Source organism: Bacteroides sp. 1_1_30 (assembly GCF_020982715.1).
Taxonomy (GTDB): domain Bacteria; phylum Bacteroidota; class Bacteroidia; order Bacteroidales; family Bacteroidaceae; genus Bacteroides; species Bacteroides xylanisolvens.
The window spans coordinates 1-20,727 of sequence record NZ_JAJKHN010000004.1 but is presented as its reverse complement, the minus strand read 5'-3'; the positions used below and the strand labels follow the sequence as shown (position 1 = coordinate 20,727).

Annotated in this window: 11 protein-coding genes; 1 reads left to right on the top strand and 10 read right to left on the bottom strand. The window is 42.8% G+C overall.

Annotated features, from left to right (window positions below):
- Nucleotides 1–19 precede the first annotated feature (19 nt).
- The gene (locus LPH68_RS01575) at nt 20–3,970 is read left to right on the top strand and encodes a two-component regulator propeller domain-containing protein (protein ID WP_134993057.1); all 3,951 of its coding nucleotides are present in this window, start codon (nt 20–22) and stop codon (nt 3,968–3,970) included.
- 153 nt (nt 3,971–4,123) lie between these two features.
- On the opposite strand, the gene fsa is transcribed toward LPH68_RS01575, so the two are convergent.
- The 10 genes from fsa to LPH68_RS01525 all read right to left on the bottom strand — a co-directional run bounded on the left by fsa (nt 4,124) and on the right by LPH68_RS01525 (nt 20,550).
- On the bottom strand, nt 4,124–4,780 hold the full coding sequence (gene fsa / locus LPH68_RS01570) for a fructose-6-phosphate aldolase (protein WP_004312675.1): 657 nt from the start codon (nt 4,778–4,780) through the stop codon (nt 4,124–4,126).
- Nucleotides 4,781–4,847: 67 nt separating this feature from the next.
- On the bottom strand, nt 4,848–5,900 hold the full coding sequence (locus tag LPH68_RS01565) for a class I fructose-bisphosphate aldolase (RefSeq protein WP_049703513.1): 1,053 nt from the start codon (nt 5,898–5,900) through the stop codon (nt 4,848–4,850).
- Between the two features lie 27 nt (nt 5,901–5,927).
- On the bottom strand, nt 5,928–6,674 hold the full coding sequence (gene gpmA / locus LPH68_RS01560; protein ID WP_151923466.1) for a 2,3-diphosphoglycerate-dependent phosphoglycerate mutase: 747 nt from the start codon (nt 6,672–6,674) through the stop codon (nt 5,928–5,930).
- Nucleotides 6,675–6,982: 308 nt separating this feature from the next.
- Nucleotides 6,983–9,472 (bottom strand): zinc-dependent metalloprotease, encoded by a 2,490-nt coding sequence (locus tag LPH68_RS01555; protein WP_008645803.1) that lies wholly within the window; start codon nt 9,470–9,472, stop codon nt 6,983–6,985.
- Nucleotides 9,473–9,488: 16 nt separating this feature from the next.
- Nucleotides 9,489–10,916, bottom strand: a complete 1,428-nt coding sequence (locus tag LPH68_RS01550; protein ID WP_117685139.1) for a RagB/SusD family nutrient uptake outer membrane protein — start codon at nt 10,914–10,916, stop codon at nt 9,489–9,491.
- A 21-nt stretch (nt 10,917–10,937) separates the two neighbouring features.
- Nucleotides 10,938–14,531, bottom strand: a complete 3,594-nt coding sequence (locus tag LPH68_RS01545; RefSeq protein ID WP_117685137.1) for a SusC/RagA family TonB-linked outer membrane protein — start codon at nt 14,529–14,531, stop codon at nt 10,938–10,940.
- Between the two features lie 19 nt (nt 14,532–14,550).
- Nucleotides 14,551–15,618, bottom strand: a complete 1,068-nt coding sequence (locus LPH68_RS01540; protein WP_230296838.1) for a FecR family protein — start codon at nt 15,616–15,618, stop codon at nt 14,551–14,553.
- A 642-nt stretch (nt 15,619–16,260) separates the two neighbouring features.
- Entirely contained in the window at nt 16,261–16,776 is a 516-nt protein-coding gene (locus tag LPH68_RS01535; RefSeq protein WP_008026044.1) for an RNA polymerase sigma factor, read from the bottom strand.
- Between the two features lie 95 nt (nt 16,777–16,871).
- Nucleotides 16,872–18,338: an ATP-binding cassette domain-containing protein gene (locus tag LPH68_RS01530; protein ID WP_121960188.1), complete on the bottom strand. Its 1,467-nt coding sequence runs from the start codon at nt 18,336–18,338 to the stop codon at nt 16,872–16,874.
- A gap of 70 nt (nt 18,339–18,408) precedes the next feature.
- On the bottom strand, nt 18,409–20,550 hold the full coding sequence (locus LPH68_RS01525; RefSeq protein ID WP_117683596.1) for an alpha-glucuronidase family glycosyl hydrolase: 2,142 nt from the start codon (nt 20,548–20,550) through the stop codon (nt 18,409–18,411).
- Nucleotides 20,551–20,727 lie beyond the last annotated feature (177 nt).

The following is a 20,727-nucleotide window of genomic DNA, read 5'->3' as shown; positions in this document are numbered from 1 at the left end:
GTTTAACTGACCTGATCTCATGAGAACAAAAACCTTTTTACTACTATGCATTGCATTTATCACACTGTTTATCGGCGGTTCCCCTCTTCAAGCCGGTCATTATTACTATAAGCAAATCTCCCTAAAAGATGGTCTTCCCTCTACCGTGAGATGTATTTTAACGGACAAACAAGGATTTGTATGGATTGGAACCCGTTCCGGATTAGGGAGATATGACGGACACGAACTTAAAAAATATATTCATCAGGCAAATAACCCTCATTCCATTCCTCACAATTTAATCTACCAGATGATAGAAGACGAACAAAACAATATCTGGATTCTGACAGACAAAGGAGTGGCACGTTATCAGAGGCAAAGCGATGACTTTTTTATACCGACTGATGAGACAGGAAATAATATCATCGCCTATTCCGCCTGCCTGACTGATAACGGAGTGTTATTCGGTTCGAAAAATAAAATCTTTTTCTATAATTATCAGGATACCTCTTTACGCCTCCTACAAACATTTGACTTAGAACCCAATTATAATGTGACTCTACTAAATCTATGGGATAAACACACATTACTCTGTTGCAGCCGGTGGCAAGGACTACTCCTGCTCGACCTGAATACCGGAAAATGCCGACGTCCTCCTTTCGATTGCGGAAAAGAAATTATGAATGTACTCATAGACTCACAAAAAAGAATCTGGGTAGCTCCCTACAATGGAGGGCTGAACTGTCTGACACGCGACGGTAAACTACTGGCTACATATACTACCCACAACTCCTCTTTAAGCAACAATGTCATACTAAGCCTCGCCGAACGGGAAGGAGAAATCTGGATTGGAACAGACGGAGGAGGCATTAATATTCTCGACCCGGAAACAAGACGTATTTCGCTGTTGGAGCATATGCCCGGAAGTGACAACTACTCACTCCCCGCTAACTCTATTTTATGTCTGTACAACGACTGCAACAATAATATGTGGGCAGGTAGCATCCGTAACGGACTAATCAGCATCCGGGAAGTTTCCATGAAAACGTATACAGATGTACCTCCCGGCAACGACCGCGGACTAAGCAACAATACCGTTCTAAGTCTTTTCCAAGAATCCCAAGACCAAATTTGGGTCGGTACAGACGGAGGAGGCATCAACAGCTTTAACCCACTCACAGAGAAATTTATCCATTACCCTTCCACCTGGGAAGACAAAGTAGCCTCTATCTGCCAGTTTACTCCCGGCAAATTATTAATTTCTCTTTTCTCACAGGGAGTATTTATTTTCAACCCGGCAACAGGAGAAAAACAGCCTTTCACCATTGTTGACGCTAAAACGACAGCACTCTTGTGCAATCGAGGCAAGGCTGTAAATCTACTTCGGAACACTCATCACAATATTCTGTTCCTTGGAGAACATATCTATATATATGATTTGAATACACGTACTTTCAGTACCGTTATAGAACAAAAAGAGCAGGAAATTATCGGTGCTCTTTTACCGATCGACAATTATAAGAATATCACTTATCTAAATGATACGAAGCACATATATGAACTGGACAACCATACCAACCGACTGAAAGCCCTGTACAGATGTTGGAAAGATACAACGATCAACTCTGTTGCACGAGACGAAGAGGGAAATTTCTGGATTGGAAACAACTACGGATTGGTACACTACAATCCTGCCACCAAAATACAGACACCAATCCCGACCTCTCTATTTAGTGAAATCACATTGATCGCATGCGACCAGCAAGGAAAAGTATGGATAGGAGCCGACAGTATGCTTTTCGCTTGGCTCATCAAAGAGAAAAAATTCGTTCTATTCGGTGAATCAGACGGTGTAATCCAAAACGAATATCTTTCCAAACCTCGTCTATTAAGTATGCGGGGAGACGTCTACATGGGTGGAGTGAAAGGGTTACTGCATATTAACAGCAAAATACCATTAACCACTTCTGAACTTCCCCAACTCCAATTATCAGATGTCATCATTAATGGAGAGTCAGTAAATAACGAATTAACGAATCATCCAGCAGGGATTTCTGCTCCCTGGAATAGTAATATCACTATTCGAATCATGTCGAAAGAGAAAGATATTTTTCGACAGAAAGTGTACAGATACCAGATAGAGGGGCTGAATGACCAGCAAATCGAATCATACAATCCCGAACTGGCCATACGTTCACTTCCTCCGGGAAGTTATAAAATCATGGCGTCCTGTACCGCCAAGGATGGTAATTGGATTCCCAGTCAGGAAGTACTGGAACTAACCATCCTTCCTCCCTGGTATCGGACATGGTGGTTTATTCTTTGTTGCGCCGTTTTTATTGCTGCCGCTATTATCGAAGCTTTCCGAAGAGCATGGAAACGTAAAGAAGAGAAGTTAAAGTGGGCAATGAAAGAACATGAGCAACAGGTATATGAAGAAAAAGTACGTTTTCTTATTAATATCAGTCATGAGTTGCGTACACCTTTAACGTTAATATACGCACCACTTAACCGGATGTTGAAATCCCTTTCTACCGAAGATACACAGTATTTGCCAATAAAAGCGATCTACCGTCAAGCGCAGCGAATGAAAAACCTTATTAATATGGTACTCGATGTACGCAAGATGGAGGTTGGAGAAAGCAAATTGCAGATACAACCGTATGTTCTCAATCAATGGATTGAACATGTATCCCAAGATTTCATCAGTGAAGGAGAAGCAAAGAACGTCCATATCCGTTATCAGCTTGATCCACATATCGATACTGTAAGTTTTGATAAAGATAAGTGTGAGATTATTCTAAGTAATCTGCTTATCAATGCCTTGAAACACAGTCCGCAGGATGCAGAAATAACAATTATGTCGGAGTTGCTTTCCGAAAGGAATAGCGTACGTATCTCCATCATTGACCGGGGAAACGGATTGAAACAAGTAAATACACAGAAACTCTTCACCCGTTTCTATCAGGGTACAGGAGAGCAGAGCGGCACAGGGATCGGACTGTCTTATTCCAAGATTCTGGTAGAACTACACGGAGGTTCCATTGGTGCACAAGATAATCAGGATGCCGGTGCGACATTCTTCTTTGAACTGCCCTTAAGACAACAATCGGAAGAGATTATCTGCCAACCGAAAGCATATTTGAACGAATTAATGAGTGACGATAGTAAAGAACAACAACCGGAGGAAGATAATTTCGACACGAGTCCTTACAGTGTTTTAGTAGTGGATGATAATCCGGACTTGACGGACTTCCTGAGAAAGTCACTGGGAGAATATTTCAAACGGGTAGTGATTGCTTCGGATGGTGTGGAAGCCCTTCAACTGACCAAAAGCCATGCCCCGGATATTATCATCAGCGACGTGATGATGCCGAGAATGAATGGATATGAACTATGCAAAAATATAAAGGAAGATATTACGATCAGTCACATTCCTATCGTTCTGCTGACAGCAAGAGATGATAAACAAAGCCAGTTGAGTGGTTACAAGAACGGGGCGGATGCTTATCTGACTAAACCTTTTGAGATAGAAATGCTGATGGAAATCATTCGCAACCGGTTGAAGAACCGCGAATCTATCAAGAAGAGATATTTGAATACAGGACTAGTCCCTGCGCCGGAAGAAAGCACCTTCAGCCAGGCAGATGAAACATTCCTGTTGAAACTGAATAAAATTATCCTGGAGCATTTGGATAGCAGTCATCTGGATGTCACTTTTATCTGCAAAGAGATAGGTATGAGCAGAGCCTCCCTTTACAATAAGCTGAAAGCTCTAACCGATATGGGAGCCAATGATTACATTAATAAATTCCGGATGGAAAAAGCAATCACGTTAATCACCAGTACGGACCTGTCGTTCACAGAAATTGCCGAGAAGGTCGGTTTTACTACTTCACGCTATTTCAGTACGGCTTTCAAACAATATACGGGAGAAACGCCGACTCAATACAAAGAAAAGCAGAAACAGGAAAGGAAAAAAGAGCAATAAGAAGCTACCCGGAAAATAAATATTTTTTAGGCACGGATTACACAGGTTTCACGCTTTTTTATAGTTGTTTTATGATAACTACCATTTTTAAAACCGTGAAATCCGTGTAATTCGTGCCTAACATTTTAATATATTGCAAGTTTCATTGCTTACTCAACCATTGACTTTTTTATAGTCTTCCAGGAACTTCTTCAATCCCGAGTCAGTCAGCGGATGATTGAGCAATCCTTTAATGGCGCTCAACGGACAAGTAGCAACGTCAGCTCCTACTTCTACACATTCGATAATGTGTTTCGTATTACGGATGGAAGCAGCCAATACCTGTGTTTTATAGTCATACGTACGATACATACGTACGATATCTCCCACAAGCCTTACTCCATCTTCACAAATATCGTCCAGACGGCCGACAAAAGGTGAAACATAAGTAGCTCCGGCTTTAGCTGCCAGTAATGCCTGTCCTACTGAAAAGACTAATGTACAGTTCGTGCGGATTCCCTTTTCCGTGAAATGCTTGATAGCTTTAATGCCATCGGCAATACAGGGAACTTTTACTACAATATGCGGATTGAGCGCGGCAAGTTCTTCGCCTTCACGAATCATTCCTTCATAATCGGTTGCTATCACTTCGGCACTTACATCTCCGTTGACGATCTCGCATATTTTAATATAATGCTCACGCTGATTCTGCGTTCCTTTGATACCTTCTTTCGCCATCAGCGAAGGGTTGGTAGTCACTCCGTCAAGTACTCCGAGGTCATAAGCCTCCTGGATTTGCTCCAAATTAGCTGTGTCAATAAAAAACTTCATACTCTTAATTTTTAATGGTTAACGATCTAATAGTCAAAGATAAAAATTTATTTTTATTCATCCCTGATTAAGCAATCGTAATTGACGAATCAAGATATACATCCTGAATGGTATTCAATAATTCCACCCCTTCGTTCATTGGTTTCTGGAACGCTTTACGTCCGCTAATCAATCCCATACCACCGGCACGTTTGTTGACAACGGCTGTAATGACAGCATCACGCAAATCTGATTCTCCGTGAGATTCTCCACCGGAGTTAATCAAACCAACGCGTCCCATATAGCCATTGGCAACCTGATAACGGCAAAGGTCAATCGGGTGTTCGGAAGCCAGTTCGGTATACATACGTTCGTCTACCTTGCCGAAGCCGATGGCTTTGAAACCACCATTGTTAGTAGGAAGTTTCTGTTTTACGATATCAGCTTTAATAGTCACTCCCAGACGGTCGGCCTGTCCTGTTAAATCGGCAGCCGCATGATAATCGACAGCACCTTTCTTGAAATCATTATTACGCAGGTAACACCAAAGAATGGTTGCCATCCCCAGTTCGTGAGCATATTCAAAAGCTTCGGCAATCTCCACGAGCTGACGGCGACTCTGTTCCGAACCGAAATAGATGGTGGCCCCTACCGCTACCGCTCCCATATTCCAGGCCTCTTTGACTGTACCAAACAGTACTTGGTCGAAAGTGTTGGGATAAGAAAGTAGTTCATTGTGATTCAACTTGACGATGAAAGGTATTTTATGGGCATATTTACGTGCTACGGAACCAAGGATACCAAAGGTAGAAGCGACTCCATTACAGCCTCCTTCAATAGCCAGTTTCACGATATTCTCCGGATCGAAATAGATCGGATTGGGAGCAAACGATGCTCCGGCAGTATGTTCGATGTCCTGATCGACAGGAAGTATGGATACATAACCGGTATTTGCCAGGCGACCATGTCCCAACAACGTTTGCAGACTGTTCAATACTCTGATATTCCGGTCCGAATCAATCCATACTTTATCTATTGTATCGGGAGACGGAACGTGAATCAGTGATTTATCAATGGTTTCGCAAGTGTGGTCCAGGTAATAACAGGCCTTATCTCTTAATAATTCTACTACTTTACTCATAACTTCATTTTTTAATGTGTAACTTTTCTATTTTTTCTTTCCCTGATTGGCTACTGCTTCCATCAGTTTTTTGATCTCTTCCGGGGTTCCCAGGAAATAGTCGTTGGCCACGTTCAGGTTTTCATCAAACTCAAAAACGTAAGGCACAGCAGTAGGCAGATTCAGTTTTATGATATCTTCATCGGAGATATTTTTCAAATGTTTTATGATACCCCGCAGGCTATTACCATGAGCCACAACCAATAAAGTATGGGCCGTTTTCAGACTGGGGAATATATCACTTTCCCAGTAAGGCATGATACGTTCAATGGTATCTTTCAATGATTCGGTACGAGGTAACTCGGCGTCGGGCACTTCATGATAACGGTAATCAAAACGCGGGTTTCTCAAATCACTCTCCGAAAGCGGATTGGGAGCTATATCATAGCTACGACGCCACACAAGCACTTGTTCTTCTCCATATTTCTCGGCAGTCTCGGCTTTATTCAATCCCTGCAATTCACCATAATGCTTTTCATTCAGGCGCCAGTTTTTCTCTACAGGTATCCAGTCCAGATTCATCTTATCGAGAACACAGTTCAAGGTTTTCACCGCACGCTTCAAATAGGAAGTATAAGCCTTATCGAAATTGAAACCATATTCTTTCAATGTCTCTCCGGCTTTTTCAGCTTCGGCAACTCCCTTTTCTGTCAGATCGACATCTGTCCAGCCCGTGAAGCGGTTTTCTTTATTCCATGCACTCTCTCCGTGACGAAGTAATACTATCTTTTTCATTTCTAAAATTCTCCTTTCTTCTTTTTATATATACAACAGATTGTTTCTTCACAAAGTTCACTAGAAAACAAATAGTTGTCAATACCCAGAAATAATGATTCTTTCTGCAAAGAAGCGGGATGCAGTAATCAGGGACATAAAAAAATACCCTCCTCTAATTCTAAGCTTGCATTATGGATGATGATTCATCAAAGCAAGGTTATCATTAGAGAAGAGTAAGTCTGTTAAAGTAAAAAAGAGAGAGTTTATATATACAAGAAAATCTGTTCTACTTTTCTGTTCTTTTTAAAAAGTTCCACTGTTGAAGTCTACACATCAGCATCTTTTCCATAATAGGTTTCTTTCGTCTTTTTGATGTTTCGCAGCAAAGATGAATAGTGGCGATAGTTCATATCTCCTTCCTTACAAGCTGCCAACTGTTCCTTTACATGCTCTTCAATCTTGTCCAGATGTTTCTCCATAAAGAGTTGAATATCAGAACGGGTGACTGTCATATTCAAACTTGTATTATCTTTCTCATTAGGTTTAATCACACGCTCTACAAACGACAGATAAGTCCGGTGTGTTTGACGACGGAAATTGTTCTCCAACTCATTAGGATCGTTCAACGGTTTCCATACAGCGACAAATACGTCATTCAAATACTCGTCCAGTGAATACGGTTCGGGTACGCTGAAGGAAGTTGAATAGATATTGTGAAGCATTCCCGGCGCAAGCAACAAAGCTAACGCAGAACTCTGACGGTCGCTAATTTCATCTACCGCTTTCAGGCCTACACGACTTACCACTTCGTCCGGATAGAGCCAGAGGGGAGCTACGAACAAGTTACGTCCCAACCATTCAACAACCTCTTTTTGTATGCTACGCGGCACATAATCACGCCCTTTGCTATCCGGCACATTTTTGGTATAACGGCCTCCCAGATTTTTCTGTACTTGCAGCGTATACTTCAGGTATTGGACGCGAACTGAATTATAGATAGTATTCAAGTCGTCATACTGACCGTCGGGTTGCGCCGTCCAAGTCAGAATATTCTCCATCACTCTTTTCAGATTCTTGATACCATATTCATTAGCCTTCATATTATTGTCGCCCAAATCTTCGCTTTGGCTGCGCGGGTCAGAGCCTTTTCCTTCATCACCGATAAACAATAAACGATGGTCTCCTTTCAGTTTCTTGGTAACTTCGGCACGTAATGCCGCTTTCTCTTTAAAGGGGTCTTTAAATTCCGGACGATATTGATATCCCCATTTTATAGCCCATTTATCATAATCGCCAATGCGAGGGAAAAGTCCTTTTTCTGAAATCCGGTCTTCAGGCTGTGCCACATAATTGAATCGTGCATAGTCCATGATTGATACCGTATGACCGTTGGCTTCCACCCAGGCTTTATCACGTAACTTCTCTACCGGAGTAGCTGAACTGGCAGCCATATTGTGACGCAAACCGAGTGTGTGTCCTACTTCATGCGAGGAGACAAACTGAATCAGAGTTCCCATTAATTTGTCATCAAAGGTCATTGATTGCGCACGTTTATCCAAAGGTCCGCACTGCACCATATACCATTTCTTAAGTAGGTTCATCACGTTATGATACCAACAGATATGACTTTCCATTATTTCTCCGCTACGCGGATCTACAATACGCGGTCCGTAGGCATTCTCTGTTTCCGAAGGCAAATAACGCAATACACTATAACGTGCATCATCCAAGCTCATTGTGGGATCGTCCGGCCACTCTTTGGCAATAATGGCATTTTTAAATCCGGCTGCTTCAAAAGCAACATTCCAATCGTTCACACCGGCTTTAAGATAAGGGATCCATTTCTTGGGTGTCGCCGGGTCTATATAGTATACAATAGGGCGTTTCGGTTCAGTGAGTTGCCCTCGACGATAACGTTCCGGGTCTTTCGGTTCCAACCGATAACGCTGAATGATAGCTCCACGCGATGTGACTTGCTGTTCATCAGAGAATTCTGTCACCGGATTCTGAAAAAAGCCGACCCGTTCATCTGCCAGTCTCGGCTGCATCGGCTCTTTAGGCAACATTACCATACTGGTATTCAGTTTCACAGTCACTGATCCTGTTGCCGCAGCCGGCAGTTTGCCGGAAGTTATGTTGTAAGTACGCAAAGTTACTACTTCCACATTAATAGGATAGGTCTTTATAGTATCCATAAATGTACGATCCTGAACTAAAGAACCAATACCAAGAATAGAACGGTCACTTGATGTAAAGCCACAGGTCTTGTTATCACTTAAAAGGAACTTGGAGACGTTGACAAGCTGTGCCCGAGTCTCCGGATTTCTACCGATAACATCAAACTTACCGATAACCGGATCTACAGTAGACTGCTTCAACGCCTCTGCTATCTTATCACCCGGGCGGGCAAACTGCGACTGCACATATTCACGTAAAAAGAGAGTTTTATCGTTATGTTGTTCCCAATAAACCACACTTCGATTCACTTCTTCTCCACTAAGCATTTTAAATCCTTGCGGAACAGCTTTAAAGCGGGTAACAACCAATAACAATCGTCCCAATAAAGAATCCGGCACTTCAAAATACCAGTCATCTTTGATGTGACGGACCGTAAACATACCCTCACATTCACTTCCTCCATCTTTCAACAGTTTCTCGTAAGCAGTAGCCTTCTTGACAGTGTCTTTTTTGACCGTATCTTCATGAACTACCAGATTTTTGTTTCCATACTCCAGCGGAAGTTTACCACCGGCATACACTCCAACACATTGTAGTGTAAAGAGTATGTATGTCGCCATCATTAAAATTTTTCGCATCGCTTTTCTATCTATTTTATTCGTTAGTATTTAGTGTCAAATTGGGATTCTTCTCACGGGCAGCTACCGGGAACGGGATAATGTACAAACGTGAATCCGGTTTCAATGTATATATTTTCTGTTCTACGGTCGTAGTTACCAGCGGAAAAGTACGGGTAATCGTCTTTGCATAGTCGGCTTCCGTATTGAACCGTTTCAAATCCCAGAAACGGCTGAATCCGAAGAGCAACTCTTTACGACGCTCGTTAATGATTTCCTGCATCATCTCACGCTGTGTAGCCGGTTCCGGAAGCACAGCTTCACTTCCTTTGATTCGTTTTTCACGTAACTGATTCAACACTTCAACGGATCCGGACAAATCGTTCAAACGTGCCATCGCCTCTGCCAAAATCAAATAAACTTCGGCTGTACGCATACCTACAGCCATGTATTGAAACTTAGAATAGGTAAGGGCAGTGTTCCATAAAGCAGCTCCAGAACCCTCGTCAAAATAATACTCAAGATTACCGGTCGTTTTGAAGAACAGGTTCAAACGCTCGTCATTATCTCCGAAAAGTTGTACTAACTCCGGACTAATCATACCATAAGCAATAGACGGGTTTTCAGAATAACTACCCATATAAGCATAATTCAACACTTCCGGATTGCCACCTTTGGCATAAGTTGAAACCTTAGTCGGTCCCCCGACGGCATCCAAAGCTATATAATCTATCAAGGCATTGTTCCGTTTCAAAGATTCCTCCGCCGCATCCTTAGCCTTTTTCCAGTCACGGTGGAACAAGTAAACGCGTGCCGCCAATGCATAGCCGAATGCTTTCGACGGATGATATACATTCACCGGTTCTTCCTGCAGATAAGGTAACGCATCCTCGATATCCTTGATGATAAAGTCATAGACTTGGGCAACAGTAGCTTTGGTAGGAGTCGCTTCCAAGTCATATTCGCTGACAATAGCAATACCACCGTCAGTGGCTGCTGTCTCCGGATTGTAGGCTTTAGCGAATGTATTCACCAGAATAAAATGATCCCACGCACGCATAATTTTTGCTTCCGCTTTAGCCAGTTCCTTCACATCCTTGTCACCTGTACTATGATCTACCAATGAAATCACGATGTTAGAGCGTAAGATGTATTGATAACAGTTGGCATACAGATTATTATCACTTAATTCTTTACGATCGGCATCCTCATTAAAAGTCATATTGATTCCATCAGAGGAAAGATATTCCTTGCCGATAATATTCGATTCTTTTGACCAGACATTATCACTCAACAAAGCAAAAGACGACGGATAATAACTCCGGTTCGGCAAAGCCACCAATTCATAATAAGTCTCGGTAGAGTCTACAGTCTTCTTTCCTGTAGGGGTAATATCCACGTAATTCTCGCAAGCCGCAAATCCCAAGATAAGCAGAACTGGCAATATATAAAGTAATTTACGCATATCCTATATTCTTTTTAATAATTAGAAACTTGTTGATAATCCGATAGAATAAGTCTTGGGTGAAGCCATGCCGCGTGTGCCGCTGTTCAATCCGTAGCTTTCCGGGTCAATGTCGCTTCCTGCCTTACACCAGGTAAACAGGTTGTTCACTTGCAACTTCAAATTCAATGAATTAAGCCGAATTTGACGGCAGATACCGGACGGCAAACTATACCCCAAACTCAAGCTACGCAATTTCACATAACCAGCATCTTTCACATTGATATCACCATATTGCCACCAATCCTGGAAAGTACTTGCGTAAGTTTTAACCTTTGTAGGCATATCAATATACATACGTACATTTGCATCCGGCGCATCCGCACTCCAACGGTTGGTTATGTCTTTCAACGTCTGGCTTCCCACCTGGTCACTCATACTTACCACACTATTACGCAGTTTGTTACCGCCTGCATACACAAAGAAAGCATTCAAGGCAATTCCCTTGTAGCTAAGTCTCAAGGACACTGCTCCATTAAATTTCGGAGTCAGCGAGCCAAGATTTACAAGATTCTCAGTACCTTTCAGTGACAATCCGGTAGTAATATTGGCAACCGTACCATCCTCGTTGAACGTCACCAGGTCATTCCCATCTTTGTCCACCGCTACCGGATATCCATTTTCAATGCGGTCGATACGGTAAGCCCAAAGCGTATTATAACTGGTTCCTTCCATAAAGTAGTTCTGCGGGCTCATAATGAAACTTGTCGAAGTGTCCGAATCACTATGATCCACCTTTAACATCTTGTTCTTGTTATGGGCAAAGTTGAAATCAACGGCAAAGTTCCAGTCCTTCTTCCTGATGAGATTGGCAGTAAGAGAAAATTCGATACCCCGGTTACGCATCTCACCGTTGTTCACTACACGTGATTTAGCTCCCAATGTAGGATCCATGTAGCGGCGTACAAGCAAATCAGATGAGTGGCGGTTGTAATACTCCAAGCTACCATTGACTAAATTATTGAAAAGACGGAAATCCAGTCCCACATTATAAGTGGCTGTTTTCTCCCAACGGAGTTTCGGGTTCGGAAGATCATCATCATCATAAGTCAGGTATGTCGTCTTGATCGGATTGCTCTGGGTCTTCTGCTTTACTACAAAATAGGTAGTCGAACTCTGATCCACATTACCGTTGATACCATAGGTCATACGTGCTTTCAGGAAGTCGAGCCAAACAATATCTTTCATAAATGACTCTTCCGACATAATCCAGGACGCACCGACAGACCACAGGGGATGACGCTGGTTACGGATATCAAGTCCGAACAAGTCCGCCTGATCCCAGCGGATACTTCCGGATACATTATAACGGGACAGATAAGAATAGCTTGCATTGGCATAAAAAGATGCATAACGATGGCGTGATTCTTGCAACGTAGGCGACAGGCCACTCAAAGTAATCGTATTGCCGGAAAGTGCACTGGTTCCTACACCGTCACGGTATGCCTGCCAATCTATAATGTCAGAAGTCAGTGTCTGAGGATCGTATCCATACATTAATTGCCGGGTAGGTTTCGGAATCTTATTTTCCCTGAATTCAAGTCCGGCAATGGCGGTTACTGCATGGTTCTTCCAACTTTTGTCAAAGTCTATCTGATTACGTACAGTATAACGGTTACTGCTCAACTCATTTTGAAAGAACCGTCCGCCTTTCGGCATTGCCGAATTTCCATTCGTATCAATCATAGAGTTGTACGTCATACGCATCAAATAGGAGTCCTCCGCATCAAACACTTCACTCTTGCTATGATTCCATTCATATTGATACATGAAGTTATATTTAAACATCTTCAGGAATCGTGCCTGCAAGCTGACAAACGGGCGGATGCTGACATTGCGTGATTTGGTACCGCCTTCACCCAATGCGTCAAGCACATTGAAACCAAATGTTTTATAAGGTGAAACACCTTCCGCCTTGCTCACGACACTGCCATTGTAAGCTCCACCCGAATATCCGCTTACATTCACATAAGGAGAATTATAACGGTTACCATCGGCATCCATTATTCTTTCATAACGTTGTTGCATAGTGTAACTGGTAAACAGGGTATTCGGTGTATCGCTACTTCCCAGACGGGCGTCCACCCCGGCATTCACATTCAGCCAACTAGTTATGGCATAGTTCGACTTATAATACAAGGAGAATTTATTCCTTTTATCATTTATCGTACGCCCCTTGTCATTTTCATAATTGAACGAAAGGAAGTGATTGTTTTTTCCGACTTTCTGCGATACGGACACATTATAACGCTGAGTTACAGCCGTGCGCCAAGCATTGTCACGATATTCTTTATAATAGTCATTATTACGCCACTGATTCAATGTAGCTTCGACTTCATTATTACTTAGTGTACCATTCTCCCGATCCAGATAAAGTTGGAACAACGGATTATAGTAGCCTGCCTTATAGCTGGACAAAAAACCGGATGCACTGCCTGATTCGGCTACATTCGCATCAAACACAGCTGTTTGATAATCAATAATGTCGCTTGTAGAAGCCAGGTTCAAACTATTGAAATTCGGTTTGCTGGTGATGAACCAATCAGCATTGATATTCACATGCGCACCCTCTTCTTTGGCCTGTTTGGTAACTACCACAATAATGCCGTTTGCAGCCAAAGCACCATAAATACTGGCTGCCGCCGCATCCTTCAAGACAGTAATACTCTCTACATTATAAGGATTTATCTCACTCAAAGTCAGGTCGGTCGGCATATCATCTACGACGATCAACGGCATTGTGCCTACCTTATCTGAGAACGTACCTCTACCGCGAAGGATAGGGCTCATATCCCCGTTATTCGGATTGATATCCATACGCAGACCGGCTATTTGCCCTTCCAAGGATGACGCCAGGTCACTGTGCATCTGTCTTGTCAGTTGTTCAGAATCTATAAAACCGAAAGAGGCAGTAGAACGTTCACGGCTGATACGCTGATAACCCGTCACTACAACATCTCCCAATTGCTGTTTATCTTCATGCATAACCACATTGACATGAGTACGCCCTTTAATAGATACCTTTTCAGTTTGCATACCGACAAAAGAAACTTCCAATGTGTGGGTTTCCTCCATCACTTTACAAGTGAAATTTCCTTTGATATCGGAAATAGCTCCAAACGGGCTGTCGATTCCCCGGATATTCGCACCCGGCAGCGGATCACCTTTTTCATCCACTACCCGCCCTTCGATGTTCCTGACTTTACGAGTAATCGATGCAGGCTTCACTTTACGGACAGTGATAAAATGTTGTTTCACCTCATATTCAAAAGGCTTCCCTTCCAGTATTTTCTGGAGTGCCGCCAAAGGTGCCAACTGATGTATGCTTACGCTTACCCGGTACGCTCCGACATCTTCACTAGGAAAATTCACCTTATAACCGGACACATTGCTAAACTGCTTCAAAGCCTCTCCCAATGGCGCTTCCTTTAGTTCCAAAGAAATCAATTTGCTGTCCGTATTTTGTGCCCGTCCATGCAGGGCAATCACAAACATCAGCAATAAGAAGGCGGCTTTCATCCATACGACCTTTCTCATTGCCTTTTTGCGAGACAATGTAATTTGTTGCTTTTTCATAAGAGTTGTATTTGTAAAGTTATATATGTTTAATCGTAATAGTCCCGTCCTGATATTCTACACGTACTTTTTCCAGTTTATTCAACAGTTCCACTGCCTCGTCCAAATGAGCGTTGCGGTTCGCCCAAAAGTTCAGGCGGATATTGTATAGTTCCACCCGTTCAAAGTCTACGTTCACGTTGTACCATCTGCCCAGAGAACTCATAATTTCTTCCAGTGACGAATCTTCAAAATAGAACATTCCTTCTGTCCATGCCGTATAGGTAGCTATGTTGACACGCGATATTTTCTCTTCTCCGGTTTCCGTATAAGTCAAGTCCTGTCCGGGTTGAAGTACTACGGATGAAAGGCTGTTCGTGTTGGTCACTTGCACATTTCCCTGCACCAATGTCACGTGGCGGTCTTCTGTTGTGTATGAACGTACATTGAATTTAGTACCCAGCACATGGGTATCCATGCCGTCGGCACTTACTATAAAGGGACATTTTTCATCCTTTGCCACTTCAAAGCAGGCTTCACCTTTCAACTCTACCCGTCGTTCCTTCCCGTTGAATGCGACAGGATAGCGCAGGCTACTTTCAGCATTTATCCACACTTTAGTCCCGTCGGACAGTACCAATAGGAAACTTTTTCCACGTGGTGTAGTCAACGTTTGGCAGCAGGTGGTATCCGGCGTCAATGTTTTCCATTCTTTGATGTCCATCACACTGTCTTCCAACAGTTGTTGTTCATGATGACCGTCCATTTGCAGCATCACATGTTCTCCACTGACAGTTGCGACAAAGAATCGCACCGGTTCCTCTTTTTTTATAAAGAAAGAAGGAAGTAAAGAAGGTATAAGAAAGGCCAAAACCAAAACGGCAGCCACAGCAGAAGCCGCTACCCAAATACGTGTTTTCATTTTTGCCTTGCGTCTCCTATCCAAGCTTTCACGCATCACAGCTTCCTTGCAAGCCATCAAGTCGAGAAATAGTTCCTTGTTTTCAGGTACGCTAATCCACTGGTTGAACTCTTCCGTCTCCCTTAGTCTCGGTTCCTGTATCGCACGCAATGCATAATCTGAATTCTGGTCTGGATTTTCCATCATAATAATCAACTGTTTATCTTAATACGTAGAGCCAACCGAAATTAATGACACCTATGAGAGATTTTTTTTCTTGATGGAAATTCAGAAGAACAAAAGATGAAGCCTGTATACCAATGACGATAACACACAAATGCACTATTCCAACGGTTCACAGGTTTCACCATTGAGATGAACAACTATAAATCAGACATTTATGGTGAAGGGAAGCAGAAAAACAAAGCAAACAACCCTTCACATCCTTCACCTCTTTTTTCATATGCTATGAGCTAAAGTAAATATGCTATAAGCAAAAAAGAATATGCTATAAGCAAAAATAAATTAGCTTATAGCAAATGACCCGTTGGGTATTAACTTTTGAGTTATCAAGTATTAACTCTTGAGCTATAAGGTATTAACTCTTGAATTATCAGGCATTAATACCTTGTTTACAGGAGATATATGCCGTGCGTATTGGACATATAGATCCAATATGCTAGACATATAGATCCAACACGTCAGACATATATGCCCAACAAATCCATATAAGTGCGTGAAGGGTGTGAAGGGTTATTTACTTTGTTTTTCCTACTTCCATTCACCATAAATATCTGATTTATAGTTGTTCAGCTAAAGTGTGAAACAAGTGAAGAGCAGGATTCAACATTAAACTGTAATAAGTAAAAAGACACTCAATCGTTTACGGAGTATTTTTAAAGCCCGGGCAATATGGGTTCTGACTGTATTATCACTGATATTTAATATTTCACTAATTTCCGCACATTTCTTTTCATTCAGAAAAAACTCTTCCACTACTATGCGCATTTGCGGCGCCATCTGGCGGATACTCTCCTGCATCCGGTCTATTTTATCTTCGTAGTCCCGATACTCTTTGGCAGTCCAACCGCTATAAAGTTCTTCCAAGTATCTTTCCGCATTCCGGTTCACTACATTCTGATGACGTATGTGGTCAATGCAACGGTTTTTCACCATAACATAGAATAAAGGCAGCAAATCAGTCTTCCCTTCAAACTGCTCGCTGTTTTCAAGTACTGAGCAAAACACATCACTCAATACATCCTTTGCGCTTTCTCCGTCATTCAGCAGATTATATGCATGAATATAGAGCTTTTGCCAATATTTCCTATACAATACAGCTATGGCATTTTGGCTACTATTCATATCTTTGTGGTTACTTTTTGCATTTAATTAAGCACAAAGATAGCCAAATAACACAAAAAGCAATCAATTCATTAAAAAATATTAGAAATCATATTCTAATATATTAACGTATCATTTCTTTTCAAGAAGATGCGGTTTGTAATCGTATCCGGAAGTTCTGATTCATAATGTGTTACCATAATCATCGTCTTATCTTTACGTTTGCAGAAGGCTTCGATCACCTTTTTAACCCGACGACGATTGTAAGTATCCAATCCATGAAGCGGTTCGTCCAAAATCAGTAATTCAGGATCTTTGACGAAAGCACGTGCCAACAGAGCCAGACGTTGCTCCCCACTGGAAAGCTGCAAGAAAGGTTTGTCTTTCAAGTCGGCAATGCCGAATATATCCATCCACCACTCACATACAGCCATTTGCTCCGGTTGGGGGCGTTTGTACAGTCCGATACTGTCGTGCAGTCCGCTGGCTACGATTTCAATAGCCGGCAAGTTTTTGAGATAAGCACGATGCATCTCGGGACTTACATATCCGATGTGTTTCTTGATTTCCCAAATACTTTCTCCAGTTCCCCGTTTGCGTCCGAAAAGGCTGATGTCGCAAGCGTATGATTGTGGATTATCCGCACAAACCAAACTCAATAATGTAGACTTTCCTGCACCGTTCTCCCCGCTCAACGCCCATTTCTCCCCACGATGCACTGTCCAGTCCAGTTCGTTCAGAATAGTGCGGTCGCCATAGCGGATACTTACCTTATTCAGTTTCACCACTTCGTCCGAGTCATAGTTGTTGCCGTCATAAGGCAAATCAATAATCCGTTTCTGCAATTCATCGAAAGAAGTAGCTGCGTCTCTGTTGCGGAAAGCAGTCAGGTAGGCTTCGCGTTCCATCTTGGAAAACACTTCCATTTTATCAACAGGGATAACATGAGTGATAAAGGAAGGTATATCATCCATCATGGAAAGTACCAGAATAATCTGGACGGAAGACATTTTTGTCAGACGTTCAAGCAAAGAGAATAACAATTCGCGGGTAGGCGCATCCAGTCCGATAAACGGATTATCCATTATCAGAACGCGGGGGGCTGTCAACAGTGTCTTTGTGAGCTGGAATTTACGCAGTTCACCACTTGAAAGAAGGATTATCTTTTTATCAAGAAGAGGTTCGATGCGGAAGAGCTCGAACAGTTCATTTTTCAGTTGTTCGTCTTTAATCTCTCCCAACATTTCGCGGACGTCCGGCGTTTCATCCTGGTCGTGCGCATTCCAACGCTGTTGGTAGTAATAATTGGCATCTGCCGCTCCATAAGTATCACGGAACGCGATATATTTCACATTATCATAAACAGTTTGAGTAGCGGAAGGGGAAAAGTCATACTGGAGTGTTCCTTCACGTAGCGGATATTTTCCGATTAATGTATCTACAAAAAGGCTCTTGCCACCCCCATTGGGACCTACAATGGCTATATGTTCGTTCGCTCCGATAGTTGCCGTGATAGGTTTGGCTAAACGCACAAGCGGGTTGCGTGCTACGCCCCCCGCCATGCAGAATGTATTTTGGCTCATATTTTTATATTCTGTTTTATTTTTGACCGCAAAGGTAACAATTTTATCACAGAATAAGCACTTTTCTTGTCTATTTAGTAAATCCGTAAGGCGGACATTCAAAATTAGTGATATTCAGTTTGTATTCCATCATATCTTTCAATTCATGCACCGGACGTTCCAGTTCATAAGGTATCGGCTGCTTGCTGAATTGCTGGAAATAGAGCAAGCAGGCATCTTTCCACCACACCGCGTCACGTGTCTGAATCTTCAACCGGTGCTGTATGTCACGGAATCGTTCCGGGTCGATGTATTTCTCCATAGGCGCCCATAACTTCTGGAAGTTTCTGGTTTCTTGCACCCCACGGTCATAAGCATAGCACAACTCCGCCCAAAGTGTACGCCCGCTCTTCATCCGATGATTCCAGGGAACATGGTGGAACCAAAGAAGCAGATTTTCGGGACAGGTATCTACATTATCCAGTTGTTCGCATAAAGGAGAGTGATATTGTGCGGTCGCATTGCTCCCTTTGCTGCTGCGGTCGAATCCGATACCGCCGTCATCTGCCCTATGGTAATAAGAAGGCATCCAGTCGGGACGGGCACCGGGAATATCACACCAAGGCTCGGGCCCGTAATGATGTCCCCATGCAAAGATGTGATGCAGTCCTAACGGCATCATATAATCTACTACTGCTTCCCTCGACTCTTGGAGAAGTTGAGAGTTGAGAAGGGAGAGTTGAGAGTGAAGTTGTTGTCTCTCTTTGGAAGATATTTCATTGACGGAATCGTTGTACGGCTGTAAGGCAAGCGGAAGAAAAGTTTGCCTCAACCATTCTTCACCGATCTGCTCGGAAGAAAGTGAATGTTTCCATGCCAAACGACCGAAAGCATACCAGTTGGCTTGGGCAAAAGGATGTCCGCACCAATTGATGTCATCACCGATATTGGTGACACCGGCAATAGCCGTCAATGAATGGGAGAACAAGGAGCCGTCCGTCACACGGGCGATGGTAGAGCCTGCGCCTTGTACGTAAGTGTCGCTGTCCAGACATTCTTTCCACATGGGAGCGAGAAAAACGAGGTGGTTGGAGAATCCCAGATATTCCTGTGTTATCTGAAATTCCGGCATCACGGGTGTTTTCTTCATGGCTCCGAATAACGGGCTGAACGGTTCGCGGGGCTGGAAATCAATCGGGCCGTTCTTTATCTGTACAATCACATTGTCGCGGAACTTTCCGTCCAAAGGTTCAAATTCAAGATAGGCTTGCTTGGCCCGGTCGCTGTCCGTGGGCGAGTAAACGAAAGCACGCCACATGACGATGCCGCAATAAGGTTTCAATACATCGGCAAGCATGTTCGCCCCTTCGGCATGAGTACGCCCGTAGTCACACGGTCCGGGTTGTCCTTCGGAGTTTGCTTTCACCAAAAAGCCTCCGAAATCGGGTATCAACGAATAGATATCTTTGGCTTTTTTCTTCCACCAGGCAATCACCTCTTTATCCAACGGATCGGAGGTGGATAAACCACCTAAAGCTGCCGGGGAAGAAAAGTTAATTGAAAGATATATTTTCAAACCATAAGGACGGAAGATGTCTGCCAGAACTTTAACTTTCTGCAAATAATCATCAGATAGTATCTTAGGACTTGCATTGACATTGTTTATCACAGTAGCATTAATACCGATGGAAGCATTGGCGCGTGCATAAGCTTCATAACGGGGAGAAACAACCGACGGGAGTTCGTCCCATTTCCAAAGCGAATGTCCGGCATAGCCACGTTCGATTGTACCGTCTAGATTGTCCCAATGATTCAAGACGCGAATCCGGTAATCCGGTTTTTCGGAGACATTTAAAGACTTCAATGTTGATTCGGATAATTGTCCGGTGGCTTGCAGACGAAGCAGATGATAAGTTCCGTAAAGTATTCCTTGCTCACCGGAAGAAGTGATTGTCAAATGGTTACCGTCTTTAGAAGCGCGGATGATGTACCCGTCATTTCCTAATGCACGCAGTTCCTTATTTTTCTGTATTTCCAGCGTTATGGGGATTCCTCCCTGCCAGAAGTTCCGCAATTCGGAAACGGCGATATTTAATGTAGGAGATTGTTTCTTATTCATTATTATTGCTTTTGCTCCCGTTGAATAACGAAGCCACAAAGCGCTCCCATCTTCTGCATAAACAGAGAAAAGACTGAAAAACAGGACAAATGTCAATATAGATATAATCCTCATAAGTAATAGTTCAAAATTCGTTTCACGAATGGGTATTTAAGGGTTAAATGGGAATTTAGCAGTTAGGCTGAAAGCCTTACAATTATATATTTATTGGGGTGCCCTGAAAGGGCTTAATTATATAGCGTAGGGCAACGCCCTACGAAAAAAACACACCAGCCACAAGCCCTGAAAGGG